The 23,737-nt window shown below is 73.7% G+C and carries 26 protein-coding genes and 1 pseudogene; 7 read left to right on the forward strand and 20 right to left on the reverse strand.

What is annotated here, in order from left to right; all coding sequences use genetic code 11:
• The 6 genes and pseudogenes from ABD224_RS10460 to ABD224_RS10485 form a co-directional block, all read left to right on the forward strand.
• Positions 1 to 721, forward strand: a 721-nt coding sequence (locus ABD224_RS10460) for an ADP-ribosylglycohydrolase family protein (protein ID WP_344049132.1), incomplete at its 5' end; no start/stop codon positions are given.
• Positions 718 to 1,833: an ADP-ribosylglycohydrolase family protein gene (locus ABD224_RS10465; protein WP_344049133.1), complete on the forward strand. Its 1,116-nt coding sequence runs from the start codon at positions 718 to 720 to the stop codon at positions 1,831 to 1,833. The genes ABD224_RS10460 and ABD224_RS10465, both read left to right, overlap by 4 nt.
• A gap of 17 nt (positions 1,834 to 1,850) precedes the next feature.
• The gene (locus ABD224_RS10470; RefSeq protein WP_344049241.1) at positions 1,851 to 3,083 is read left to right on the forward strand and encodes an ADP-ribosylglycohydrolase family protein; all 1,233 of its coding nucleotides are present in this window, start codon (positions 1,851 to 1,853) and stop codon (positions 3,081 to 3,083) included.
• Positions 3,071 to 4,429, forward strand: a complete 1,359-nt coding sequence (locus ABD224_RS10475; RefSeq protein WP_344049134.1) for an ADP-ribosylglycohydrolase family protein — start codon at positions 3,071 to 3,073, stop codon at positions 4,427 to 4,429. Before ABD224_RS10470 ends, ABD224_RS10475 begins: the two co-directional genes overlap by 13 nt.
• Complete coding sequence (locus ABD224_RS10480) at positions 4,426 to 5,688, forward strand: CaiB/BaiF CoA transferase family protein (protein ID WP_344049135.1); 1,263 nt, start codon at positions 4,426 to 4,428, stop codon at positions 5,686 to 5,688. The genes ABD224_RS10475 and ABD224_RS10480 overlap by 4 nt, the downstream gene beginning before the upstream one ends.
• A pseudogene (locus ABD224_RS10485) lies at positions 5,685 to 6,565 on the forward strand (HpcH/HpaI aldolase/citrate lyase family protein). The gene ABD224_RS10480 and the pseudogene ABD224_RS10485 overlap by 4 nt, the downstream one beginning before the upstream one ends.
• Before the next feature lie 99 nt (positions 6,566 to 6,664).
• On the opposite strand, the gene lgt reads toward ABD224_RS10485, so the two are convergent.
• The 11 genes from lgt to hisI all read right to left on the reverse strand — a co-directional run bounded on the left by lgt (position 6,665) and on the right by hisI (position 15,780).
• On the reverse strand, positions 6,665 to 7,684 hold the full coding sequence (gene lgt, locus ABD224_RS10490) for a prolipoprotein diacylglyceryl transferase (protein ID WP_344049136.1): 1,020 nt from the start codon (positions 7,682 to 7,684) through the stop codon (positions 6,665 to 6,667).
• A gap of 111 nt (positions 7,685 to 7,795) precedes the next feature.
• On the reverse strand, positions 7,796 to 8,569 hold the full coding sequence (locus ABD224_RS10495; protein WP_344049137.1) for a DsbA family protein: 774 nt from the start codon (positions 8,567 to 8,569) through the stop codon (positions 7,796 to 7,798).
• 114 nt (positions 8,570 to 8,683) lie between these two features.
• Positions 8,684 to 9,502 carry a tryptophan synthase subunit alpha gene (gene trpA, locus ABD224_RS10500; protein WP_344049138.1) on the reverse strand — a complete coding sequence of 273 codons (819 nt, stop codon included), beginning with the start codon at positions 9,500 to 9,502 and terminating at the stop codon, positions 8,684 to 8,686.
• Positions 9,499 to 10,782, reverse strand: coding sequence for a tryptophan synthase subunit beta (trpB, locus tag ABD224_RS10505; protein ID WP_344049139.1), 1,284 nt, complete (start codon positions 10,780 to 10,782; stop codon positions 9,499 to 9,501). The genes trpA and trpB overlap by 4 nt, the downstream gene beginning before the upstream one ends.
• A 62-nt stretch (positions 10,783 to 10,844) precedes the next feature.
• The gene (gene trpM, locus ABD224_RS29435; RefSeq protein WP_425580958.1) at positions 10,845 to 11,099 is read right to left on the reverse strand and encodes a tryptophan biosynthesis modulator TrpM; all 255 of its coding nucleotides are present in this window, start codon (positions 11,097 to 11,099) and stop codon (positions 10,845 to 10,847) included.
• Positions 11,100 to 11,102: 3 nt separating this feature from the next.
• The gene (gene trpC / locus ABD224_RS10510) at positions 11,103 to 11,915 is read right to left on the reverse strand and encodes an indole-3-glycerol phosphate synthase TrpC (protein WP_344049140.1); all 813 of its coding nucleotides are present in this window, start codon (positions 11,913 to 11,915) and stop codon (positions 11,103 to 11,105) included.
• Positions 11,916 to 12,153: 238 nt separating this feature from the next.
• On the reverse strand, positions 12,154 to 12,654 hold the full coding sequence (locus ABD224_RS10515; RefSeq protein ID WP_425580959.1) for a DUF2752 domain-containing protein: 501 nt from the start codon (positions 12,652 to 12,654) through the stop codon (positions 12,154 to 12,156).
• Positions 12,655 to 12,742: 88 nt separating this feature from the next.
• Positions 12,743 to 13,000, reverse strand: coding sequence for an HGxxPAAW family protein (locus tag ABD224_RS10520; RefSeq protein WP_344049141.1), 258 nt, complete (start codon positions 12,998 to 13,000; stop codon positions 12,743 to 12,745).
• Between the two features lie 140 nt (positions 13,001 to 13,140).
• On the reverse strand, positions 13,141 to 13,788 hold the full coding sequence (locus ABD224_RS10525; protein WP_344049142.1) for a TIGR02234 family membrane protein: 648 nt from the start codon (positions 13,786 to 13,788) through the stop codon (positions 13,141 to 13,143).
• Positions 13,789 to 13,828: 40 nt separating this feature from the next.
• Positions 13,829 to 15,367, reverse strand: coding sequence for an anthranilate synthase component I (locus tag ABD224_RS10530; RefSeq protein ID WP_344049143.1), 1,539 nt, complete (start codon positions 15,365 to 15,367; stop codon positions 13,829 to 13,831).
• Between the two features lie 11 nt (positions 15,368 to 15,378).
• On the reverse strand, positions 15,379 to 15,780 hold the full coding sequence (gene hisI / locus ABD224_RS10535; RefSeq protein ID WP_344049144.1) for a phosphoribosyl-AMP cyclohydrolase: 402 nt from the start codon (positions 15,778 to 15,780) through the stop codon (positions 15,379 to 15,381).
• A gap of 82 nt (positions 15,781 to 15,862) precedes the next feature.
• On the opposite strand from hisI, the gene ABD224_RS10540 reads away from it, so the two are divergent.
• A complete protein-coding gene (locus tag ABD224_RS10540; protein WP_344049145.1) occupies positions 15,863 to 16,498 on the forward strand; it encodes a TIGR03085 family metal-binding protein in 636 nt (211 codons plus the stop codon).
• A gap of 79 nt (positions 16,499 to 16,577) precedes the next feature.
• Here ABD224_RS10540 and ABD224_RS10545 read toward each other — a convergent pair whose 3' ends face one another.
• The 9 genes from ABD224_RS10545 to hisD are packed head-to-tail and all read right to left on the reverse strand — an operon-like array spanning position 16,578 to position 23,655.
• Positions 16,578 to 17,900 (reverse strand): MFS transporter, encoded by a 1,323-nt coding sequence (locus ABD224_RS10545; protein ID WP_344049243.1) that lies wholly within the window; start codon positions 17,898 to 17,900, stop codon positions 16,578 to 16,580.
• A gap of 5 nt (positions 17,901 to 17,905) precedes the next feature.
• Positions 17,906 to 18,661, reverse strand: a complete 756-nt coding sequence (gene hisF / locus ABD224_RS10550; protein ID WP_344049146.1) for an imidazole glycerol phosphate synthase subunit HisF — start codon at positions 18,659 to 18,661, stop codon at positions 17,906 to 17,908.
• Positions 18,658 to 19,059, reverse strand: a complete 402-nt coding sequence (locus ABD224_RS10555) for a RidA family protein (protein ID WP_344049147.1) — start codon at positions 19,057 to 19,059, stop codon at positions 18,658 to 18,660. The genes hisF and ABD224_RS10555 overlap by 4 nt, the downstream gene beginning before the upstream one ends.
• Positions 19,056 to 19,784, reverse strand: coding sequence for a bifunctional 1-(5-phosphoribosyl)-5-((5-phosphoribosylamino)methylideneamino)imidazole-4-carboxamide isomerase/phosphoribosylanthranilate isomerase PriA (gene priA / locus ABD224_RS10560; protein WP_344049148.1), 729 nt, complete (start codon positions 19,782 to 19,784; stop codon positions 19,056 to 19,058). The genes ABD224_RS10555 and priA overlap by 4 nt, the downstream gene beginning before the upstream one ends.
• Entirely contained in the window at positions 19,784 to 20,461 is a 678-nt protein-coding gene (gene hisH / locus ABD224_RS10565) for an imidazole glycerol phosphate synthase subunit HisH (protein ID WP_344049149.1), read from the reverse strand. Before hisH ends, priA begins: the two co-directional genes overlap by 1 nt.
• The gene (locus ABD224_RS10570; protein ID WP_344049150.1) at positions 20,458 to 20,622 is read right to left on the reverse strand and encodes a hypothetical protein; all 165 of its coding nucleotides are present in this window, start codon (positions 20,620 to 20,622) and stop codon (positions 20,458 to 20,460) included. Before ABD224_RS10570 ends, hisH begins: the two co-directional genes overlap by 4 nt.
• Positions 20,619 to 21,212: an imidazoleglycerol-phosphate dehydratase HisB gene (gene hisB / locus ABD224_RS10575; protein ID WP_344049151.1), complete on the reverse strand. Its 594-nt coding sequence runs from the start codon at positions 21,210 to 21,212 to the stop codon at positions 20,619 to 20,621. Before hisB ends, ABD224_RS10570 begins: the two co-directional genes overlap by 4 nt.
• On the reverse strand, positions 21,209 to 22,333 hold the full coding sequence (locus ABD224_RS10580; protein ID WP_344049152.1) for a histidinol-phosphate transaminase: 1,125 nt from the start codon (positions 22,331 to 22,333) through the stop codon (positions 21,209 to 21,211). The genes hisB and ABD224_RS10580 overlap by 4 nt, the downstream gene beginning before the upstream one ends.
• Entirely contained in the window at positions 22,330 to 23,655 is a 1,326-nt protein-coding gene (gene hisD / locus ABD224_RS10585; protein WP_344049153.1) for a histidinol dehydrogenase, read from the reverse strand. The genes ABD224_RS10580 and hisD overlap by 4 nt, the downstream gene beginning before the upstream one ends.
• Positions 23,656 to 23,737 lie beyond the last annotated feature (82 nt).

Below are 23,737 nucleotides of genomic sequence, written 5' to 3' on the forward strand. Positions count from 1 at the left end.
GGTCCTGGCCGCCGCGCTCGCCGTCGTCCCGGACGACTCCTGGACCGCCCGCTCGCTGCACCGCGCCACGGCCGCCGCCAGCCGCGGCGAACGCGCGGTCCGCTCCGCGGTGGTCGTCGCCGGCTACCCCTGGTCCGATCTGGCCCCCGAGGCCGTCGCCCTCGCCTTCGGCGCGTACGCGGCGGCCGACGGCGACTTCCGCGAGGCCGTCCTCACCGCCGTGAACATGGGCCGCGACGCCGACACCACGGCAGCGGTCGCCGGCGCCCTGGCGGGCGCGACCCAGGGCGTCTCGGCCATCCCCGGGTCCTGGGCGGCGGCCATCGCCCCGGTCCGCGGCCGCTGTCTGCCGTCGATGGCGGGACGGCACGTCCTGGAGGTGGCGGATCTCCTGGTGGCACGCCGTCTCTCCGAGGGCGGGCCGGCCGCCGGGCGACGGGAGGGCACCGCACGGACCGGGGCCCCGGAGCACCCCAAAGCCCTCGCACGGGCGGGGGAACGGGGGCGGCCGCAGGAGGCCGTACGGCTGGACCTGGACGTTCTCGTGCGGTCCGAGGCCTCCGCGGGGTCCGGCGCCGCCGCACGGCCGGGCGGCCCCGGCGGACGCGGCGCGCGGCCCGCCGCCCGGCCCCTCCCCGTCTCCCCCGTCTCCCCTGCCGTCTCCTCCGCCTCTCCCGTCTCCCCTGTCCCCGCCGCGGGCCGGAGCGAGGTCCCGTCGTGACACGCCGGATCGAGGGACTGCTGCTCGGGCTGGCCGCGGGGGACGCCGCCGGGTGGCCCGCCGGACGGCACCGGGCCGCCCGGATGCCGGAGTGGACCAGACGGCTCACCCGTGAGCTGGACGCCTTCGCCGAGCAGAACGCCACGACCACGCTCCCCGTCCCCGTCGCGCTGAACCAGTCCCCCGAGCCGCTGCGGCTCGGCCCCTCCGACGACGCCGAGTGGGCGGTGTTCGCGGCGGAGGCGCTGCTGCGGGCCGGGGACGACGAGGTGCTCGGCGACCTCAGCCGGGAGCGGCGCACCCGGGCCGCAATCGACCTGACCTGGAACACCCTGGCGGGCCAGGTCGCGGCGGCGGCCGAACGCGCCCCCGAGATCGAGTCGGCGGTGCTGCCGCTGCGCGCCCGTATCTCGGTGCGGGCCGGCCTCGGCAACCTGGCGACCGGTCTGCGCCCGCCCGCCACCGGGCACGACAACCCGCACTACTTCGACGACGCCGCCTGCGTACGCGCCTGTGCGCTGGCCATCGCCCACCCGGGCGACCCCCGGCGCGCCGCCGAGCTGGCCGAGTTCGACGCCCGCTACACCCAGGACGGCGACGGCGTCCACGGCGCCCGCGCGATGGCGGCGGCGCTCGCCCTGGCGCTGGCCGGCGCGGAGGTCGGGCACTGTGTCACGGCCGCGCTGGCCGAACTGCCCGAGGAGACGGAGATCGGCCGCAACGCCCGGCACGCCCTGGGCCTCGCCCGGGACACCGAGGACGCGTTCGCGCTCGTCCCGCTGCTGGAGCATCAGATCGTCGACCACGTCTACAGCTACGGCGTCGCCGCCGCCGAGACGGTTCCGGTCGCCCTCGCCCTGGCCACGGCGGCCGGCGGCCGCATCGCCCATGCGCTGCCGGCCGCCGCCTGCCTGTCCCGGGTGGCCGACTCGGCCCCGGCCCTGACCGGCGCGCTCACCGGTGCGCTGGGCGGCGCCGCGGCCATCCCGGAGTCCTGGCGGGAGGCCTGCCGCACCCTGTCCGGCTGTGTCCTGCCCCATCTCACCGGCACCGACCTCGTGGAACTCGCCGGACTCCTCGAAGCCGACCGACCGGCCCCTCCGAGGGGATGATTCGGTGCATGACACCCATGACACCCATGACACCCCAAGGAGAGACATCCGGAGCAGAGCGGCCCCGGGATGCGGTCCGGGACTCCGGCCCGAAGGAGCGGGGTGCCGGCCTGGAGGAGCGGATCACCGGTGCGCTCGTCGGAGCGGCCGTCGGCGACGCCCTCGGCGGCCCCGTCGAGGGATACTCCCCCGACCAGATCCTCGAGCGCCACGGCGGCCGTGTGCGCGGCATCGTCGGCCCCTGGCACGGCGAGAACTGGCGCACCGCCCGCCCGATCGCCCCGTACCACAAGGGGGACGGCCACGTCACCGACGACACCCTGATGACGCACGCGCTGGTACGGGTGTACGCACGCGTCCGCGACCATCTCGACGCCTACGCGATCGCCGAGCACCTGGTCCCCGACCTGATGACGAACCCGCGCTGGATCCCGGAGCTCGAGGCGGAGGCACTGCCGCTGCACCGGATCTTCCTGGCGGAGAAGTGGCTGGTGGCGCGGTTGCACTACGGCCACGTCGACCCGCGCGAGGCCGGTACCGGGAACATCGTCAACTGCGGTGCCGCGATGTACATGGCCCCGGTCGGCCTGGTCAACGCGGCCAACCCGGCGGCCGCCTACGCCGAGGCCCTCGACATCGCCGGCGCCCACCAGTCCTCGTACGGCAGGGAGGCCGCGGGCGTCCTCGCGGCCGGGGTCGCGGCGGCGTGCACACCGGGCGCGACCCCGGACTCGGTGGTGGCGGCCTGCCTGTCGCTGGCGAAGGACGGCACCCGGGCCGCGATCGAGAAGGTCTGCGAGGAGGCCCGCCGCCACACCGACGTCGAGTCCGCGCTGGGCCCGCTGCGCGAGGCGGTCGCCCCGTACGACACGGTGGGCCCCGACTACCGCAACCCCTCCCTGGGCGCCCGCCGCCCGTCCCGGCTGCACTCGATCGAGGAGCTGCCCATCGCCCTGGGGCTGCTGACGGTGGCCCGGGGCGACTTCCGGCAGGCCGTCCTCGGCGCGGTGAACTACGGCCGTGACTGCGACTCCATCGCGACGATGGCCGGGGCGCTGGCGGGAGCGCTGGGCTCGCCGGTCCCTCAGGACTGGGCGAAGACGGTGGCGGAGGCCAGCCGTCTGGACCTGTGGGAGCCGGGACGCACGCTGACCGGGGTGACCCGGGAGATCTTCGCACGGGACGTACAGCGGCGCCGCGCCCACGAGCGGGCGTTCGCCGGGATGGGAGGGCCGGGATGCTCCGACTGACCTGGGTCCAGCCGGAGGACCTGCTGGGCCACGAACTGCGCCAGGCGGCACAGGACGGCCGTGAACCCTCGGCCGTCGCCGCCCGCTGGCGGGCCGCCGGCGGCCCCGAGGCCCCGCCCCGCGCGGGCGCGTCCCCCCGGCCCGCCTCCCGCTATCTGCGCCTGCTGGCGGAGGATCTCCTGGACGAACTGTCCGAGCTGCCCAGCCGGCTGTCGGACGCGGAACCGACGGACCTGCCCGGGATCAGAGCCCTGTGCCCCGACTGGCCGACGCTGCGCACGGGGCCCGCGCCCACCGAGGACCGCCTGGAAGCCGCCTGGCTGGGCCGCGCCGCGGGCTGTCTGCTGGGGAAACCCGTCGAGGGGCTCCCCCTGACCGGCATCCGCCGGCTGGCCCGGTCCACCGGCACCTGGCCTCCGGACGCCTGGTTCACGGCCAGGGGCGTCCCCGCCGACCTCCTCGCCGCCCACCCCTGGAACCGCCGCTCCGCGGCCACCTCCCTCGCCGAGAACATCGACGGCATGCCCGAGGACGACGACCTCGACTACCCCGTCCTCAACCTCCTCCTCCTGCAACGCCACGGCAGGGGCTTCACCACCGCCGACGTGGCCCGCCTCTGGCTCGACGAACTCCCCGCCGGCCGCACCTTCACCGCCGAGCGCATCGCCTACCGCAACCTCCTGCTCGGCATCGAGCCTCCGCACACCGCCCGCCACCGCAACCCCTTCCGCGAGTGGATCGGCGCCCTGATCCGCGCCGACATGCACGGCTGGACCAACCCCGGCGACCCGGCCGCCGCGGCCGAACAGGCGTACCGCGACGCCACCCTCACCCACACCGCGAACGGTGTCTACGCCGCGATGTTCGCCGCCGCCGTCATCGCCACCGCGGCGACCGGAGCGCACGACGTCCACGCCTGCCTGGCCACCGGCCTGACCGTCGTCCCGCCCGGCTCCCGGCTCGCCCGGGCGGTCCGCCACGCCATCCGGCTCGCCAGGACCCACGAGGACTTCGACACCGTGGTGGACGAACTCCACGCCACCCACGCCGACTGTCACTGGGTGCACGCCGTCCCCAACACCGCCCTGATCGCCGCCGCCCTCACCCATGCCGACGGCGACTTCGCGGGCTCCGTCCGCCGTGTCGTCTCCGGCGGCTGGGACACCGACTCCAACGGCGCCACGACCGGCTGCGTCGCCGGCCTGCTCGCCGGCTCCCCGGCCGCCCTCCCCGACCACTGGACGGCCCCGCTGAAGAACCGGCTGACCACGTCCGTCGGCGACTTCAACGGCATCGGCTTCGACACCCTCGCCGAGCTCACCCACCGGGAGGCGTCCCGCCCATGACGCCCCGCGCACCGCACACCTTCGAGCACCCCCGTGAGCACCCCTGTGAGGCGGAGTCCCCCGAGGCGGAGTCACCCGGCCCGCTCACCGGTCTTCGGGTGCTCGAGCTCGCCACCCTCTTCGCCGGGCCGATCGCCGCCACCCTGCTCGGTGACTTCGGCGCCGAAGTGATCAAGGTCGAGCATCCGGCGAAGCCCGACCCGTCGCGCGGCCACGGCCCGTCGAAGAACGGCGTCGGCCTGTGGTGGAAGATGCTCGGCCGGAACAAGCGCACGATCACGCTGGACCTGTCCAGGCCCGGTGGCCGCCGCACCCTGCTGCGGCTGGCCGCCGGCGCCGATGTGATCGTGGAGAACTTCCGGCCCGGCACCCTGGAGAAATGGGGGCTGGGCCGGCCGGAGCTGTCGGCGGTCAATCCGCGTCTGGTCCTGGCCCGGGTCACCGGGTTCGGCCAGTTCGGCCCGTACGCCTCCCGCCCCGGTTTCGGCACCCTCGCCGAGGCGATGAGCGGATTCGCCGCGATCACCGGCGAGCCCGACGGACCGCCGACGCTTCCGCCGTTCGGGCTCGCCGACTCGATCGCGGGACTGGCGACGGCGTACGCGGTGATGACCGCGCTCGCGGCACGGGAGCGCACCGGCGAGGGACAGGTCGTCGACATGGCGATCATCGAGCCGATCCTGACCGTCCTCGGCCCCCAGCCCCTGTGGTACGACCAGCTCGGCCACGTCCAGCCCCGCACCGGCAACCGCTCCCGGAACAACGCCCCGCGGAACATCTACCGCACCTCGGACGGCACCTGGGTGGCCGTCTCGGCGTCGGCCCAGTCGGTCGCGGAACGTGTGATGCGCCTGGTGGGCCGCCCGGAGCTGATCGAGGAGCCGTGGTTCGCGACCGGCGCCCGGCGCGCCGCGCACGCCGATGTGCTCGACGAGGCGGTCGGCGCCTGGATCGCCCGGCACACCCGCGCCGAGGTCCTGGCCGCCTTCGAGAAGGCCGAGGCGGCGGTCGCGCCGGTCCAGGACGTACGGGACGTGATGGCCGACCCGCAGTACCAGGCCCTGGGCACCTTCACCACGCTGCACGACCCGGAGCTGGGCCGGCTGCGCATGCAGAACGTCCTGTTCCGGCTCTCCGCCACCCCGGGCAGGATCCGCTGGGCGGGCCGCCCGCACGGCGCGGACACCGAGGCGGTGCTGACCGAGCTGGGCCTCACCCCCGGGGAGCTGGCCGCGCTGCGCGCGGAGGGCGCCCTGTGACGGCCCGCGTCCCCCGGCTGCCGCCCGGCCCACCGCCCTACCCGCTGACCTGGCTGTACGTCCCCGGCGACCGGCCCCGTGTCGTCGCCAAGGCCCTCGCCTCCGGTGCGGACGTGGTCGTCGTCGACCTGGAGGACGCGGTCGCCCCGGAGCGCAAGGAGTACGCCCGCGCCGCCACCGCCGAGCTGCTGAGCGAGCCGCCGCCGGTCCCGGTCCATGTGCGTGTCAACGCCGTCGACGGCCCGCAGGCCGCCGCGGATCTGGCGGCGGTGGCGCCCCGGCCGGGGCTGGCCGGGCTGCGGCTGCCGAAGGTGACCTCCGCCGAGCAGGTCGTCCGTGTCGCGGCCCGGGTGAAGGACCTCCGGGACCCGTCGCCGGCCGACGGGCCGGACGTCGCGCTGTACGCCCTTCTGGAGACGGCCCTGGCCGTCGAGCGCGCCTACGCCATCGCCTCCGCGCACCCCTGGCTGCGCGGTGTCTCGATCGGCGAGTCGGACCTGCGTGCGGATCTGGGCGTCACGCAGGACCGCGCACTGGACTGGTCCCGCGCCCGGGTCGTGGTGGCCGCCCGTGCGGCCGGACTCGCTCCGCCGGCCCAGTCCGTGTATCCCGACATCCGTGACCTGGAGGGCCTGGCGGCCTCCTGCGCCCACGGCCGTGCTCTCGGTTTCCTCGGCCGTGCGGCCGTCCACCCCCGCCAGCTGCCGGTCATCGAGCGCGCCTACCTGCCCACCGAGCGCGAGCTCGAGGAGGCGGAGACGATCGTCAAGGCGGCCACCGCACACCGCGGCGCCCAGGCCCTCCCGGACGGCCGCTTCATCGACGCCGCGGTGGTGGCGGCGGCCGGCGCACCCTGGCCCTGGCCCGCCGGCGCTGACACCGGAACGCCGGCACTACAAACCGGCACTACAAAAGCGCCGAGGGCGCCCCTGGAGGTCCGGGGCGCCCTCGTCCGCGTGCGGCCACGGCCGGCGGGTCAGCTCTTCCCCGCCGGCTTCGTCCCGTCCTTCGCACCGGCCGTCCCGGTCACCGCGGACGTCTCCGGTCCGTCCTCCCGCGCGTCCCCGGCATCCCGCGCCCCGGGGTCCTTCTCCGCGGCCTTCCCATCGGTCTCGGCGGTCTCGGTGGCCTCGGCGGCCGCCGTGCCGTCGGCGGCGCCGGCCTCCTCGCCGGAGGCGGTCGCGCCCGGTTCGACCTCGGTCTCCCGGCCCGGCCGCTTCCTGGCGGACACCAGGATGTAGATCACCGCGAGCAGGAAGACGGCCAGCGCCGTCCAGTTGTTCAGCCGCAGGCCCAGGATGTGGTGGGCCTCGTCGACCCGCATGTACTCGATCCAGAACCGGCCCGCGCAGTACGCGGCGACATACAGCGCGAACACCCTGCCGTGCCCCATCCGGAAACGGCGGTCCGCCCAGATCACCAGCAGTGCGACACCGACGCACCACAGCGACTCGTACAGGAACGTCGGGTGGTAGTACCCCGGCACCCGGCCGTCCGCCGCGGAGGTGATGTGCAGCGCCCAGGGAACCTGCGTCTCCCGGCCGTACAGCTCCTGGTTGAACCAGTTGCCCCAGCGGCCGATCGCCTGTGCGAGGGCGACGCCCGGCGCCACCGCGTCGGCGTACGCCGGCAACGGGATGCCCCGGCGCCGGGCGCCGATCCACGCACCGAGCGCGCCGAGCGAGATCGCGCCCCAGATGCCGAGACCGCCCTCCCACACCTTGAAGGCGTCCACCCAGTCACGGCCTTCGCCGAAGTACAGCTGGTAATCCGTGATCACGTGGTAGAGCCGGCCGCCGACCAGGCCGAACGGCACGGCCCAGACCGCGATGTCGGCCACCGTGCCGGCCCGCCCGCCACGGGCGATCCAGCGCTTGTTGCCGAGCCAGACGGCAACGAAGACACCAATGATGATGCAGAACGCATAGCCGCGCAGCGGAATCGGACCGAGGTACAGCACCCCGCGCGACGGGCTGGGAATGTAGGCAAGTTCCATGGCAGGGTCGACGCTACCGCAGCCGGAGCAGGGGTACGTCGAACAGCCCGACTACGGCTCCATAACGTCCTGACGGGCCCACGCCGCCCTGCCCTCCCCGGCTTCTCCCGGTCACCCCTTGCCGGCCGCCTCCACCATCTGCTTCAGCTTCTCCGGGGTCATGTCCCGGTCCTCCATGAGGTTCTTGCCGTTCAGCAGAACGGTCGGGGTGCCCGAGAAGCCGGCGGCGCCGAAGGCCTTGTGGACCTTGTCGACCCAGCTGTCGTGCGTGCCGTTCCTGACGCACTGGGCGAAGGCCGGGCCGTTCAGGCCGTCCACCTTGCCGGCCAGCTCGATGAGCCGGTCGTTGTCGGCGTAGGCGTCGTCGGTCTCCCTGGGCTGGTTCTCGAACAGCACGTCGTGGTACGCGGAGAACTTCCCGGCGTCCTGGGCACAGGCCGCGGCGTTGGCCGCGCGCAGCGAGCCGGTGCCGTTGAGGTTGCCGTCGATCAGCCTGACCAGGTGGTACTGGATCCTGAGCTTGCCGGAGTCGGTCAGCTCCTTGAGGACCGGGCGGTACGTCTTCTCGAAGGCCTGGCAGGCCGGGCAGCGGAAGTCCTCCCACACGGTGAGCGTCGACGCGGCACCGTCCTTGCCGACCGGGATCGCCAGGCTGTCCTTGCCCTGTGCGCCCGAGGGCGCCACGACCGGGCCCGCGCTGCTCTGCTCGCTCCTGCCCGCGTTGGCGGCCAGCACGCCGACCACCGCCGCCAGGCCCAGGACGCACACGACGCTCGCGGCCACGATCAGCGTGCGCCGCCGCTTCTCCGCGGCCTTCTGCTTCTCCCGCTCGGCCGCCAGCCGCTGCCGGGCGGTGCGCTTCTCCTGATGGTTCTTGTCGCTCACACCCCCAGAACGAGCCGGGGAGGCGCAATGCGCCTCCCCGGTCCCAGGACCACCCGTTCGAGGGACCGACGCGGTTGACCGCACGGTCCGCGGGGCTGCCGGCGTGTGCTGTGGCTACGTCCGTTCGCGCACCCCGAGTGCCAGCTCGCCCGCGAGTTCGCGGACGGCGGCGACACCGGCCGCGAGGTCCGGGGCGTCCAGCATCCGCTTGACGAAGGCGGAGCCGACGATCACCCCGTCGGCGAAGCCGGCCACCTCGGCGGCCTGGGCGCGGTTGGAGACGCCGAGGCCGACGCACACGGGCAGGCCGGTGCCGGTGGCCCGGGTCCGCTCGACCAGTTCCCGGGCCTGCGCGCTCACCGTCTCCCGGGTGCCGGTGACCCCCATCAGCGAAGCGGCGTAGACGAATCCGGAGCCCGCCGCGGTGATCTCGGCGATCCGCTTGTCCTTGCTGCTCGGCGCCACGACGAACACCGTCGCCAGGCCGTGCTTCGCGGCGTGCTCCCGCCACAGCGCCGACTCCTGCACCGGCAGGTCCGGCAGGATGCAGCCGGCGCCGCCCGCCTCGGCGAGCTCGGCGGTGAAGCGCTCGACGCCGTAGCGGTCGACCGGGTTCCAGTACGTCATGACGAGCACGGGCTTGCCGGTGGCCTTGTGGGCCTCCTCGACCGTCCGCATCACGTCCGCGATCCTGACGCCGCCGCGCAGCGCGATGTCGTCGGCGGTCTGGATGACGGGCCCGTCCAGGACCGGGTCGCTGTGCGGCAGCCCGACCTCGACGACGTCCGCGCCGGCGTCGAGGACGGCCTTGACCGCCTCGATGCCGCCCTCCACGGTCGGGAAGCCGGCCGGCAGATAGGCGATGAGCGCGGACCGGCCCTCCGCCTTCGCGGCCGCGAGGGTGTCGTTCAGCAGCTGGATGGTGCCGCTCACCTGGCGTCTCCCTCGATCTCGGCGGTGTCGGTCTCGTCGGCGGCCACCTCGGCGTCGGTGTCGTACAGGCCGAAGTAGCGGGCGGCGGTGTCCATGTCCTTGTCGCCGCGCCCGGACAGGTTGACCACGATCAGCCCGTCCTCGCCCAGCTCCCGGCCGACCTCGAGGGCGCCGGCCAGCGCGTGGGCGCTCTCGATCGCCGGGATGATGCCCTCGGTGCGCGACAGCAGGCGCAGCGCCCGCATGGCCGCGTCGTCGGTGATCGCGCGGTACTCGCCGCGCCCGGAGTCCTTCAGATAGGAGTGCTCGGGGCCGATGCCCGGGTAGTCCAGACCGGCCGAGATCGAGTACGGCTCGACGATCTGGCCCTCCTCGTCCTGCAGGACGTAGGAGCGGGAGCCGTGGAGGATGCCGGGCTCGCCGGCGGTCAGCGTGGCCGCGTGCTCGCCGGTCTCCAGGCCGCGTCCGGCGGGTTCGCAGCCGATGAGGCGCACACCGGTGTCCGGGATGAAGGCGTGGAAGAGGCCGATGGCGTTGGAGCCGCCGCCGACGCAGGCGACGGCCGCGTCGGGCAGGCGCCCGGTGCGCTCCAGGAGCTGGCGGCGGGCCTCGACGCCGATGATCCGGTGGAAGTCGCGGACCATGGCCGGGAAGGGGTGCGGTCCGGCGGCGGTGCCGAACAGGTAGTGGGTGTGGTCGACGTTGGCGACCCAGTCGCGGAACGCCTCGTTGATGGCGTCCTTCAGGGTGCGGCTGCCGGACTTCACGGCCACGACCTCGGCGCCGAGCATGCGCATCCGGGCGACGTTCAGGGCCTGTCGCCTGGTGTCGATCTCGCCCATGTAGATCGTGCACTGGAGCCCGAACAGGGCGCAGGCGGTGGCGGTGGCGACACCGTGCTGGCCGGCGCCGGTCTCCGCGATCACCCGGGTCTTGCCCATGCGCTTGGTGAGCAGGGCCTGGCCGAGCACGTTGTTGATCTTGTGGGAGCCGGTGTGGTTGAGGTCCTCGCGCTTGAGGAACACCCGGGCGCCGCCGGCGTGCTCGGCGAAGCGGGGCACCTCGGTCAGGGCACTGGGCCGGCCGGCGTAGTGCACGAGCAGCTCGTCGAGCTCGCGGGCGAACTCGGGGTCGGCCTTCGCCTTGTCGTACTCGACGGCGACCTCGTCCACGGCGGCGACGAGGGCCTCCGGGATGAACTTGCCGCCGAACGCGCCGAAGTAGCCCCCGGCACTGGGGAGCCGCCCCTCCGGATCGGGAACGAAGGATGTGCTGGGCATGCGGAAACCTCACGGTGAGTGCGGTGAACGGGTGGACACCAGTCTCCGTGGGGCGGAGCCCGTCAGACGGCCGCCGGCCGTGCGTGACCCGGCGTGCCCGCGCGGCAGGGAACCGCGTGCCCGGGCACGGCTCCGCGCCCCCGAGGGGGCTCCTGCCATCGCATGCCGTTCACCTGGCCCGGTTCGTCGCCGATGACGTACCGCACCCTGCGGCCGTGCACCCGTCGTGCCGGTGCACGGCACCCCCGGGGCCGGCAGCCGCGGGCGAGGCGGGCGTACGGGTCCCTGGAGGGCTCGGGGTCGGGGGCGAAGGGCACGGGTCAGCCCCGTCCGTGCCGCAGTGCCGGGTGCGCTCCGGCCGCCACCAGGTCGGCGACCGCCGCCTTGGGGTCGCGGCCGGTGACGAGGGACTCGCCGACCAGGACCGCGTCGGCGCCGGCGTTGGCGTAGGCGATGAGGTCGTGCGGGCCGCGGACCCCGGACTCGGCGACCTTGATGATGCCGTCCGGGATCTCCGGCGCCACCCGCTCGAAGGTGCCGCGGTCGACCTCGAGCGTCTTCAGGTTGCGCGCGTTGACGCCGATCACCTTGGCGCCCGCGGCCACCGCGCGCTCCACCTCCTCCTCGTCGTGGGTCTCGACGAGCGGGGTGAGTCCGATGGACACCGCGCGCTCGATCAGCGACTCCAGGGCCGGCTGGTCGAGGGCGGCGACGATCAGCAGGGCGAGGTCGGCGCCGTAGGCCCGGGCCTCCCACAGCTGGTACGAGGTGACGATGAAGTCCTTGCGCAGCACGGGGACGTCCACCCGCGCCCGGACCGCCTCCAGGTCCGCCAGCGAGCCGCCGAAGCGGCGCTCCTCGGTCAGCACCGAGATGGCGGCGGCGCCGCCGGCCTCGTAGTCCGCGGCGAGGCCGGCCGGGTCGGCGATCGCGGCCAGCGCGCCCTTGGACGGGCTGGAGCGCTTGACCTCGCAGATCACCTTGACGCCGTCGTCGCCCTTGAGCGCGGCCATCGCGTTCTTGGCGGCGGGGGCCTTGGCCGCACGCTCCTTGAGCTCGTCGAGGCTGACGCGTGCCTGCCGCTCCGCGAGGTCGGCACGGACTCCGTCGATGATCTCGTCGAGCACACTCACGCGAGCGGCCCCCTTCCAGACGGTGGACTGTTCTGATCGAGCGGCCTCCGGCGGTCTCCCGAAGCGGATCCGGCAGATCCGGCGGAACGGGCACGGCCCGGCAGACCAAGGAGATCAAGCGGGTGAAAACCGGTGGTCCCTGCGATGGTAGCCGGATCGGGACGCGGGCCTCGCATCCGGCCGACGGCGGTCCCACTCACCGGACATGCGCCGGCCGGGTGAGAGCACCCGGGGCCGGTCAGGGGTGGAGCCAGCTGCCGAACGGCAGGTTCCGGACCACGGTGAACACCACCAGGAGCACGCCGAAGCCCCACAGGGGCACCGGCCCGGGCTCGAACCGCAGCCGCCGTCCGCGGGCCGCGTGGACCGCCCAGAGCGTCCAGAACACGGCGAAGGCCACAAAGCCCGCCACGGCCAGGGCGTTGTCGCGCAGGGCCGCCACGAGGTCCCCGTGCAGGAAGGCGTGGGCACTGCGCAGTCCGCCGCACCCGGGGCAGTACAGGCCCGTGTGGCGCAGCAGCGGGCACACCGGGTAGTGGCCGGGTTCATGGGGGTCCACGACCCCGACGTAGGCGAAGGCGCCGGCGACGGCGGCCAGGACCCCGGCGGGGACGGCGAGCCGGCCCAGCACGGCCGTGGCATGCATCGGGACGGCCGGCTCGTCCTGCGTGTGCCGGGGGCGAGGGAGGGGCGTCCGGCCGCGTGTCACCCTCTGGCTGTCGGCGTTCACGCCTCGCATTCTGCCCCGGACCGGGCGCGCACGCCCGCGAGGGACGGGGCGTGCCGCCCTTCGGTTCCCCGTGTCGTACGGTCTCGCCGGGCGGGTCTCAGCTCTCGGCGCCGGCCGGCTCGCGCTCCTCGCGCTTGGCGACCTGGTGCACCGGGTGCTCGTCCTTCTGCCCGAGGCCCATCATGCGCATGATGCCGCCGACGACAGCGCCGAGCAGCGTGAGGGCGATGCCGGCCCAGAAGCCGACCGGCTTGGCCATCACCAGGAAGGCGCCCGCGACGCAGAAACCGATGAAGGAGATGATGACACCGGTCCAGGCGGCCGGGGTGTGACCGTGGTGGCTGCTGCCCGCCATGACTTGCTCCTCGTTGCTGTGTACGTGTCTGAGCCGGACGCTCGCGTCCATTGTCCCGTACGCGCACACGCGCGGTGAGCGGGGGTGGCTCCCTGCCACTGCCCCTCCTCACGGCGGGAGGGCTCCTCCCGGGGCGGCGGTCAGGCGGGGTCGGTGCCGGTCGGGTCCTCGCCGCGGTCCAGGGCCTTCCACAGCTCCTCCGGACGGTCGGGGTCGACCGGGCGCAAGGTGCCGGAGCGGGGCGCTCCGGCACGCTCGTAGCGGCCGGACATGGCGGGCCACAGACGTCCGTAGCGCAGCGCGATCAGACCCGCGAGGAGCAGCAGCACACCGCCGGCGGCCGCGACATAGGGCCATCCGGTGTGGCTGAGCGTGGCGGCGGTCGCGGCGGTGTCGCCGGCGGCCCGGGCGGCCTTCTCGTCGAGGGCGGAGCTGTCGGAGGCGCCGAGCAGGGCGGCGGCGGCCGTGCCTGCGCCGGACAGCGCGAGCAGCGCGGCGACCAGGACACGGCCGAGGCGGCGGACGGCGAAGACGGCGACGAGCGCGGCCAGGCCCACGACGGCGAGCGCCGCGGGCACGCCGGTGACCTCGCTGCCCTTGGCGGTCAGGGGGAAGGCGCCGCCGGCCACCGTCGCGGTGCCCTCCGCCCAGTGCTGCCGGCTGGCCAGCAGGGCCACGGCCGCGCCGAGCGCCCCGCACAGCAGGGCGGCGGCGAGGCTCCGGCGGCCGGACCGGGCGGAGGCGGCTTCACAGCGGGAGTCGGGTGCAGCAGCAGTCACGTAGTCCACTATCGCCCGGACTCCGCACGCCGGGTCATCCGGGGTTCCCTCAGGAAGCCCTGGAAGCCCGGGAGGCAGCCTGCTGTCCCAGCCGGTTGGCCGTGTGCACGGCGCGCAGGACGGCCGCCGCCTTGTTGCGGCACTCGGTGTCCTCGGCGACCGGGTCGGAGTCGGCGACGATCCCGGCGCCCGCCTGGACGTAGGCCGTGCCGTCGCGCAGCAGGGCGGTGCGGATGGCGATCGCGGTGTCGGAGTCGCCGGCGAAGTCCAGATAGCCGACGCAGCCGCCGTACAGCCCGCGCCGGGACGGTTCGAGCTCCTCGATGATCTGCATCGCGCGCGGCTTCGGCGCGCCGGACAGGGTGCCGGCCGGGAAGCAGGCGGTGAGCACGTCGAAGGCGGTGCGGCCCTCGGCGACCCGCCCGGTCACGGTGGAGACGATGTGCATCACATGCGAGTACCGCTCGATGGACATGAAGTCGACGACCTCGACGGAGCCCGGTTCGCAGACCCGGCCCAGGTCGTTGCGCCCGAGGTCGACGAGCATCAGGTGCTCGGCGCGCTCCTTGGGGTCGGCGAGCAGTTCCTCGGCGAGGGCCTGGTCCTCCTGCGGGGTGGCGCCGCGCGGCCGGGTGCCGGCGATGGGGTGCATCATGGCCCGCCCGTCCTCGACCTTCACCAGCGCCTCCGGGCTGGACCCGACGACGTCGAAGCCGTCGAGACGGAGCAGGTACATGTACGGCGAGGGGTTGGTGGTCCTGAGGACCCGGTAGACGTCCAGCGCGCTGGCCGTGCACGGCGTCTCGAAGCGCTGCGAGGGGACGACCTGGAAGGCCTCGCCCGCGCGGATGCGCTCCTTGACGTCGTCCACGGCCGCCTGGAAGTCCTTGCCGCCCCACAGGGCGGTGTACTCAGGCAGTTCGGAGGGCGGCAGGGCGGCCGGGGGCTGGGCGACGGGGCGGGACAGGTCCGCCTCCATGGCGTCCAGGCGGGCCATGGCGTCGGCGTAGGCCTCGTCGACGCCGGTGTCCAGGTCGTTGTGGTTGATCGCGTTGGCGATCAGCAGGACCGTGCCGTCCCAGTGGTCGAGGACCGCGAGGTCGGAGGTGAGCAGCATGGTCAGCTCGGGCACGCTCGCCGGGTCGCCGCCGTCCCGCTCGCGGGAGCCGATCCTCTCCAGACGGCGTACGGCGTCGTAGCCGAGGTAGCCGACCATGCCGCCGGTGAAGGGCGGCAGGCCCAGGTCGTGGGTGAGGTCGCGGGGGGTGTGCAGGGCCTCAATGGTGGCGCGCAGGGCGGCGAGCGGGTCGCCCCCGAGGGGGACGCCGACCGGCGGGGTGCCGAGCCAGTGGGCCTGGCCGTCGCGCTCGGTGAGGGTGGCGGCGCTGCGGACGCCGACGAAGGAGTAACGGGACCAGGTGAAGGCGGAGCGGCCGCTCTCGGCGGACTCCAGCAGGAAGGTGCCGGGGCGCTCGGCGGCGAGCTTGCGGTAGAGCGCGACGGGCGTGTCGCCGTCGGCGAGGAGCTTGCGGGTGACCGGGATGACGCGGCGGTCGGCGGCCAGCTTGCGGAACGTCTCGAGGTCCATGGCGGCCGCCCCTACTGCTCTTCGGTCCGTGCGCCGGAATCGGTGCCGTCGAACAGGACGTCGGCGTCGAAGCAGGTGCGGTCGCCGGTGTGGCAGGCGGCCCCCACCTGGTCGACCTTGACCAGCACGGCGTCGGCGTCGCAGTCGAGGGCGACGGACTTGACGTACTGCACGTGCCCGGAGGTGTCGCCCTTGACCCAGTGCTCCTGGCGGCTGCGCGACCAGTAGGTGCAGCGGCCGGTGGTCAGCGTGCGGTGCAGCGCCTCGTCGTCCATCCAGCCGAGCATCAGCACCTCGCCGGTGTCGTACTGCTGGGCGATCGCGGGCAGCAGCCCGTCGGCGCTGCGCTTGAGACGTGCCGCGATCCTCGGGTCGAGGCTGCTGGTGGGGGATGTGCCGGACGTGCTGGTCATGGGTGCCATTGTGCCGTGCGGCCCCGGCCGCGGGCCGTGTTGTCCACTGTGCGGACTCGCTGTGTAGCCGTAGGCTGACTCCATGTCGACCTTTGCCAAGCGCGAACGGCTTCTGCTCGCCGATCTCCTGGAGACCGCCGGTCCGGACGCGCCCACCCTCTGCGAGGGCTGGCGCACCCGTGACCTCGCCGCTCACGTGGTGGTGCGCGAGCGGCGTCCCGACGCGGTCGGGGGCCAGCTGATCAAGCAGCTCGCACCCCGCTTGCAGAAGGTGATGGACGAGTACACGGCCAAGCCGTACGAGGAGCTGATCCAGCTGATCCGTACCGGCCCGCCGCGCTTCTCGCCCTTCCAGCTCAAGCAGATCGACGAGGCGGCCAACACCGTCGAGTTCTACGTCCACGCGGAGGACGTGCGCCGTGCCCAGCCCGACTGGACGCCGCGCGAGCTCGACCCGGTCTTCCAGGAGACCCTGTGGTCCCGCCTGGAGCGCACCGCCCGGCTGCTGGGCCGGGGCGTCCCGACGGGTCTGGTCCTACGCCGTCCCGACGGGCAGACGGTCGTCGCCCACCGGGGCACGCCGGTGGTGACGGTGACGGGCGAGCCGTCGGAGCTGCTGCTGTTCGCGTTCGGCCGGCAGAGTGCCGCCCGGGTCGAGGCGGAGGGCGACCAGGACGCGATCACGAAGCTGTCGCAGACCAAGAAGCTGGGCATCTGACCCGGCCGTCCGTCACCCGCCGCCCGTCACCCGTCGTCCGTCCGTCGCCCGGCCCGCCCGCCGTCCGCCGCCGCGGCGGTCAGCGGGGCAGCTCGACGCGCCGCAGGTCGCGGGCGGCCAGGGTGACGACGCCGCCCAGCCCGCACACCGCCGCGCTGACCACGAACACCGGGCCGGTCCCCCAGATCCCGATCGCCGCGGCGGACAGCGGCATGCTCAGCGGTGCGAACCCCAGGCTGACCAGGCCGGCCACGGCGGTGACCCGTCCGAGGTAGGCCGGGTCGGCCTGGGTCTGCAGCAGTGCGCCGCACAGGGCGCCGCTGAGGCCGGTGAGAAGGCCGATCAGCACGGCCACGCCGAGGGCGGCGACGACACTCGGGACATGGGCGAGGGTCCCGATGGCCACGGCGCCGGCGATGATCGCGTACGCGGTCGTGCGCCCGGCCCGCGGCAGCCGGCCGCGCACGGTCAGCAGCAGGGAGGCCGCGCCCGCCCCGGCGCTGAATCCGGCCAGTGTCCAGCCCAGCCCGGAGGCGCCCCAGCCGCGTTCGTCGGCCAGCAGGGCCAGGCCGACGTTGAGCGGGGCCATGAAGCCGAGGTCGCCGAGGGCGATGGTCAGCATCAGCGGGGCGAGGACGCGGTGGCGGCGGATGTAGCGCAGTCCGTCCACCAGGTCCCGCCAGGCGGTGGAGCCGCCGGTACCCGCAGAACCGCCGGTGTCGCCGGATCCGTCGGGGCCGCCGGTGCCCCCCGTGTCGCCGGGGGCGTCCTGCGGCGGCTTCCGGAGCCGTACGGAGACCAGCAGCGGCACGGACGCGGCCATCAGCAGCCCGGCGGTCCCCAGGGCCGCCGCCGCGCCCCCGAGCGCGACCCCGAGACCGCCGAGCGGCGCGCCGACGACGCTCGCGAGCCGGATCGCCAGTCCCCGCATGCCCTGCACCCGCGCGAGTTGCCCGCGGCTCGTCACGCGCGCGGGCAGGGCGCCCACGGCCGGCAGGAAGACGGCGTCGACGGTGCCGAAGACCAGGGCCAGCACGGCCAGCGGCCACAGCCCCGGGCTGGTCGCCCAGAACAGTGCCGCCACCGCGAGGACGGCCGCGCACCGCACGGCGTCGCTGCCGATGACGACGGTGCGCGGCCCGAGCCGGTCGGCGAGCGTTCCCCCGCCCAGCATGAGCAGGAGCCGGGGGACGGAGCCCACGGCCATCACCGCTCCCGCCTGGGCGGGCGAACCGGCGCGGACCGCCGCCCAGGACAGGGCGATGTAGTAGATGTTGTCGCCGACCATCGAGAGGGTGTAGGCGGCGAGCCACCGCAGGACGTTGCCGTCCCGGTGAGCGGGGCGTTCGACGGCGGGTGCGCCGGTGCGTCTGCCGGTGGACGCGGTGGGGGCGGGAGGCACGGTGGTCAACGAACCGGGTGTCCCGCCTCCCGCAGGGTCTGCTTGACCTGTCCGATGCGCAGATCACCGAAGTGGAAGACCGAGGCGGCCAGCACCGCGTCCGCGCCCGCGGCGATCGCCGGGGGGAAGTCCTCGAGCCTGCCGGCCCCGCCCGAGGCGATGACCGGGATGGTGACGTGCTTGCGGACGGCGGCGATCATCTCCAGGTCGTAGCCGTCCTTGGTGCCGTCGGCGTCCATGGAGTTGAGCAGGATCTCGCCCGCGCCCAGCTCGGCCGCCCGGTGGGCCCACTCGACCGCGTCGATGCCGGTGCCGCGGCGACCGCCGTGGGTGGTCACCTCGAAGCTCCCGGAGGGCGTGCGGCGGGCGTCGATCGACAGGACCAGCACCTGGCGGCCGAAGCGTTCGGCGATCTCCCGGATCAGGTCGGGGCGCGCGATCGCGGCCGTGTTGACGCCCACCTTGTCCGCGCCCGCCCGCAGCAGCCGGTCCACGTCCTCGACCGTACGGACGCCGCCGCCGACCGTCAGCGGGATGAACACCTGCTCGGCGGTGCGGCGCACCACGTCGTACGTCGTCTCCCGGTTGCCCGAGGACGCGGTGATGTCCAGGAAGGTCAGCTCGTCGGCACCCTCGGCGTCGTACACCTTGGCCATCTCGACGGGGTCGCCCGCGTCGCGCAGGTTCTTGAAGTTGACGCCCTTGACGACCCGGCCGTTGTCCACGTCCAGGCAGGGGATGACTCGGACCGCGAGGGTCATGGGTCCACGGCTCCTCTGAATGCCTCTAGTTCCACTTCGACCAGGATGCGCGGGTCGACGAAGCCCTCCACGATCAGCAGGGTGGAGACCGGACGCACCGAGTCGAACAGTTCCTTGTGGGCGCGGCCCACCTCGTCCACGTCCCGCTGATGGGTCAGGTACATCCGTGTCCTGACCACCGACTCGGGGCCGAGCCCGAACTCGGCGATCGCCTCCAGCGCGTTGCCGAAGGCCACCCTGGCCTGCTCGTACGGGTCGCCCTCCCCGTACAGCACCCGGCCCTTGAAGGCCGTGGTGCCGGCCACCAGGACACGGTCGCCCGCCGCCACGGCGCGTGCGAAACCGATGCTCTCCTCCCAGGGACTTCCGCTCTGCACGCGCCGCACGGCACCGCTCATGACGACACTGCCTCCAGGGCCTCTTCCAGGGTGAACGCCTTGGCGTACAGGGCCTTCCCCACAATGGCGCCCTCGATGCCGAGCGGAACGAGGGCCGCGATCGCCCGCAGGTCGTCGAGCGAGGAGACACCGCCGGAGGCCACCACCGGGCGGTCCGTCGCCGCGCACACGTTCCTCAGCAGCTCCAGGTTGGGGCCCTGCAGGGTGCCGTCCTTGGCGATGTCGGTGACGACGTAGCGCGCACAGCCCTCCTTGTTGAGGCGCTCCAGCGTCTCGTACAGGTCGCCGCCGTCGCGGGTCCAGCCGCGGCCGCGCAGGGTGGTGCCCCGTACGTCCAGACCGACCGCGATCCGGTCGCCGTGCTCGGCGATGACCTTGGCGACCCACTCGGGGCTCTCCAGCGCGGCCGTGCCCAGGTTCACGCGGGTGCAGCCGGTGGCCAGCGCGGCTTCGAGGGACTCGTCGTCGCGGATGCCGCCGGACAGCTCCACCTTGATGTCCACCGCCCTGGTGACCTCGGCGATCAGCTCCCGGTTGCTGCCGGTGCCGAACGCGGCGTCGAGGTCGACCAGGTGCAGCCACTCGGCGCCCGAGCGCTGCCAGGTCAGGGCGGCCTCGAGGGGAGAGCCGTAGGAGGTCTCGGTCCCGGCCTCGCCGTGCACGAGGCGGACGGCCTGGCCGTTGCGGACGTCGACGGCGGGGAGGAGTTCGAGCTTCGAAGCCATCAGAGGGTTCCGATCCAGTTGGTCAGCAGCTGCGCTCCGGCGTCGCCGGACTTCTCGGGGTGGAACTGCGTGGCCCACAGGGCGCCGTTCTCCACGGCGGCCACGAAGGGCTTGCCATGGGTGGCCCAGGTGACCTTGGGGGCGTCCATCACCGGGTTGTGCGTCTCCATGCTCCAGTCGTGGACGGCGTAGGAGTGCACGAAGTAGAAACGGGCGTCCGGGTCCAGACCGGCGAACAGCTCCGAGCCGGCCGGTGCCTGGACGGTGTTCCAGCCCATGTGGGGGACGACGTCCGCCTGGAGCGGCCCGACCGTGCCGGGCCACTCCTCCAGCCCCTCGGTCTCGACACCGTGCTCGATGCCGCGGGCGAAGAGGATCTGCATGCCGACGCAGATGCCCATCACCGGACGTCCGCCGGCCAGCCGGCGCTCGATGACCCAGTCGCCGCGTGCCTCCCTCAGGCCCCGCATGCAGGCGGCGAAGGCTCCCACGCCCGGCACCAGCAGTCCGTCGGCGTTCATCGCCTTGTCGTAGTCACGGGTGATCTCGACCTCGGCCCCCACGCGCGCGAGGGCCCGCTCGGCCGAGCGCACATTGCCGAAGCCGTAGTCGAAGACGACGACCTTCTTCCTGGCGGTCTTCTCGGCCGTCTTCTCGGCCGTGCCGGGGACGGTCACTTCCACACCTCCAGCCGCAGCACGCCCGCGGCGAGGCACAGGGCCGCGCCGACGGACAACAGCACGATGAGGCTCTTCGGCATCTGCTGCCTGACGAAGGAGATGACACCGCCGACCAGGAACAGGCCGACGACGATCAGCAGAGTCGACAGACCGGTCACAGCGCGCCCTTCGTGGACGGGATGATGCCCGCCGCGCGCGGGTCGCGCTCGGAGGCGTACCGCAGGGCCCGGGCCAGCGCCTTGAACTGGCACTCCACGATGTGGTGCGCGTTGCGCCCGTAGGGCACGTGCACATGCAGCGCGATCTGGGCCTGGGCGACGAAGGACTCCAGGATGTGGCGGGTCATCGTGGTGTCGTACGCGCCGATCATCGGCGCCATGTTCTCGGGCTCGGTGTGCACGAGGTAGGGGCGGCCGGACAGGTCGACGGTGACCTGGGCGAGGGCCTCGTCCAGCGGGACCGCGCAGGTGCCGAAGCGGTGGATCCCCTTCTTGTCGCCGAGCGCCTGCTTGAAGGCGGCACCGAGGGCGAGGGCGGTGTCCTCGATGGTGTGGTGGGAGTCGATGTGCAGGTCGCCGTCGGTCTTCACGGTCAGGTCGAACAGACCGTGCCGGCCGAGCTGGTCGAGCATGTGGTCGTAGAAGCCGACTCCGGTGGTGATGTCGGTCCTGCCGGTGCCGTCGAGGTCGATCTCGACGAGGACCGACGTCTCCTTGGTGGTGCGCTCCACGCGCCCGACGCGGCTCATGTGCTCTGCTCCTGTTCCTTCTTCAGTTCGCGGATCGCGTCGAGGAACGCGTCGTTCTCCGCCGGCGTCCCGGCGGTGACCCGCAGCCACCCCGGTACGCCGTTGTCACGGACCAGGACGCCCCGGTCCAGGATCTTCCGCCAGGCGGCGTGGGAGTCCGCGAACCGCCCGAACTGGACGAAGTTGGCGTCCGACTCCGTCACCTCGTAGCCGGCCGCGCGCAGTTCGGCGACCAGCCGGTCGCGTTCGGACTTCAGCTGCTCGACGTAGCCGAGCAGGGTGTCGGTGTGCTCCAGGGCGGCCAGCGCCGTCGCCTGGGTGATGGACGACAGATGGTACGGCAGCCGGACCAGCTGGACGGCGTCCACGACCGCCGGGTGCGCGGCGAAGTAGCCCAGGCGCAGCCCGGCGGCGCCGAACGCCTTCGACATGGTGCGTGAGATCACGAGGTTCGGCCGGCCGTCCAGCAGCGGCAGCAGCGAGCCCTTGTGGCTGAACTCGATGTACGCCTCGTCCACGATCACCATCGACGGCTTCGCCGCCTGCGCGGCCTCGTACAGCGCGAGGACGGTCTCGGAGGGGACCGCGCCGCCGGTGGGGTTGTTGGGCGTGGTGACGAAGACGACGTCCGGGCGGTGCTCGGCGATCGCCTTCTCGGCGGCGGCGAGGTCGATCGTGAAGTCCTCGTCGCGCGGTCCGGTGATCCACTCCGTGCCCGTGCCGCGCGCGATGAGCGCGTGCATGGAGTACGACGGCTCGAAGCCGATCGCGCTGCGGCCCGGTCCGCCGAAGGTCTGCAGCAGCTGCTGGATGACCTCGTTGGAGCCGTTGGCCGCCCAGACGTTGCCGGCGCCGACCGGGTGGCCGCTCGTCCGAGTCAGGTACTCGGCGAGCCGGGTGCGCAGCTCGACCGCGTCCCGGTCCGGGTAGCGGTTGAGGGTGCGGGCGGCCTCGCGCACCCGCTCGGCGATCCGCTCGACCAGCGGCTCGGGCAGCGGATAGGGGTTCTCGTTGGTGTTCAGCCGTACGGGGACGTCCAGCTGGGGTGCGCCGTAGGGGGACTTGCCGCGCAGCTCGTCCCGGAGGGGCAGGTCGTCGATTCCGAAGCTTCCGAAGCTCACTTGCTCTCAGGCACCTTCCAGCCGAATCGCGCCTTGATCGCCGCGCCGTGCGCCGGCAGGTCCTCCGCCTCGGCCAGGGTCACCACGTGGTGGGCGACCTCGGCGAGGGCGTCCCGGCTGTAGTCCACGATGTGGATGCCGCGCAGGAAGGACTGCACGGACAGGCCCGAGGAGTGGCAGGCGCAGCCACCGGTCGGCAGGACATGGTTGGAGCCGGCCGCGTAGTCGCCGAGGGAGACCGGCGCCCAGGGGCCGACGAAGATCGCGCCGGCGTTGCGCACCCGGTCGGCGACCGCGGCGGCGTCGGCGGTCTGGATCTCCAGGTGCTCCGCGCCGTAGGCGTCGACCACGCGCAGGCCCTCCTCCAGACCGTCGACCAGGACGATCGCGGACTGCTTGCCGGACAGGGCCGGGCGGATCCGGTCCTCGACGTGCCTGGTCGCCGCGACCTGCGGCTCCAGCTCCTTCTCCACCGCGTCGGCGAGCTCCACGGAGTCGGTGACCAGGACGGCGGCGGCCAGCGGGTCGTGCTCGGCCTGGCTGATCAGGTCGGAGGCGACGTGCACCGGGTCGGCCGTGGCGTCGGCGAGGATCGCGATCTCGGTGGGGCCGGCCTCGGTGTCGATGCCGATCCTGCCGGTGAAGTAGCGCTTGGCGGCGGCGACCCAGATGTTGCCGGGGCCGGTGACCATGTTCGCGGCCGGGCAGGACTCGGTGCCGTACGCGAACATCGCGACGGCCTGGGCGCCGCCGGCCGCGTACACCTCGTCGATGCCGAGCAGCGCGCAGGCGGCGAGGATCGTCGGGTGCGGCAGCCCGCCGAACTCCGCCTGGGGCGGCGAGGCGAGCGCGACCGACTCCACGCCGGCCTCCTGGGCGGGCACGGCGTTCATGACCACGGAGGACGGGTAGACCGACCGGCCTCCGGGCGCGTACAGCCCGACCCGCTCGACCGGCACCCACTTCTCGGTCACCGAGCCGCCGGGCACCACCTGGGTGGTGCGGGTGGTGCGGCGCTGTTCGCGGTGGACGAGCCGGGCCCGCCGGATGGACTCCTCCAGGGCAGCGCGCACGGCCGGGTCCAGCCGCTCCCGTGCCTCCTTGAGGGCCTGGGCCGGAACGCGCACCGACTCCAGGCGCACGCCGTCGAACTTCTCGGCGAAGTCGATCAGCGCCGCGTCGCCGCGATGATGCACGGCCTCACAGATCGGACGCACCTTCTCCAGGGCGGCCGAGACGTCGAAGTCGGCTCGGGGCAGCAGGTCTCGCAGGGCGGGGCCCTCGGGAAGGGCGTCGCCGCGCAGATCGATTCGGGAGATCACGGTTTCAATTCTCTCAGAACTCGCACGGGCCCCGTTCGCCCGTATCAGTGGCTGATACACAACCCCGCAGCAGGTGGACTCC

It is taken from the genome of Streptomyces thermoalcalitolerans (assembly GCF_039525155.1).
GTDB lineage: Bacteria > Actinomycetota > Actinomycetes > Streptomycetales > Streptomycetaceae > Streptomyces > Streptomyces thermovulgaris.

What these genes read in the sequence shown, in the direction of transcription:
- ABD224_RS10515 (WP_425580959.1), bottom strand. Translation starts at nt 12,654, where the DNA reads ATGCGAGGCGTGAACGCCGACAGCCAGAGGGTGACACGCGGCCGGACG.
- ABD224_RS10470 (WP_344049241.1), top strand. Translation starts at nt 1,851, where the DNA reads ATGACACCCATGACACCCCAAGGAGAGACATCCGGAGCAGAGCGGCCC.
- ABD224_RS10520 (WP_344049141.1), bottom strand. Translation starts at nt 13,000, where the DNA reads ATGGCGGGCAGCAGCCACCACGGTCACACCCCGGCCGCCTGGACCGGT.
- hisI (WP_344049144.1), bottom strand. Translation starts at nt 15,780, where the DNA reads ATGACCAGCACGTCCGGCACATCCCCCACCAGCAGCCTCGACCCGAGG.
- hisF (WP_344049146.1), bottom strand. Translation starts at nt 18,661, where the DNA reads ATGACCCTCGCGGTCCGAGTCATCCCCTGCCTGGACGTGGACAACGGC.
- ABD224_RS10540 (WP_344049145.1), top strand. Translation starts at nt 15,863, where the DNA reads ATGTCGACCTTTGCCAAGCGCGAACGGCTTCTGCTCGCCGATCTCCTG.
- ABD224_RS10530 (WP_344049143.1), bottom strand. Translation starts at nt 15,367, where the DNA reads ATGGACCTCGAGACGTTCCGCAAGCTGGCCGCCGACCGCCGCGTCATC.
- priA (WP_344049148.1), bottom strand. Translation starts at nt 19,784, where the DNA reads ATGGCTTCGAAGCTCGAACTCCTCCCCGCCGTCGACGTCCGCAACGGC.
- hisB (WP_344049151.1), bottom strand. Translation starts at nt 21,212, where the DNA reads ATGAGCCGCGTCGGGCGCGTGGAGCGCACCACCAAGGAGACGTCGGTC.
- ABD224_RS10475 (WP_344049134.1), top strand. Translation starts at nt 3,071, where the DNA reads ATGCTCCGACTGACCTGGGTCCAGCCGGAGGACCTGCTGGGCCACGAA.
- trpB (WP_344049139.1), bottom strand. Translation starts at nt 10,782, where the DNA reads ATGCCCAGCACATCCTTCGTTCCCGATCCGGAGGGGCGGCTCCCCAGT.
- ABD224_RS10480 (WP_344049135.1), top strand. Translation starts at nt 4,426, where the DNA reads ATGACGCCCCGCGCACCGCACACCTTCGAGCACCCCCGTGAGCACCCC.
- ABD224_RS10555 (WP_344049147.1), bottom strand. Translation starts at nt 19,059, where the DNA reads ATGAGCGGTGCCGTGCGGCGCGTGCAGAGCGGAAGTCCCTGGGAGGAG.
- lgt (WP_344049136.1), bottom strand. Translation starts at nt 7,684, where the DNA reads ATGGAACTTGCCTACATTCCCAGCCCGTCGCGCGGGGTGCTGTACCTC.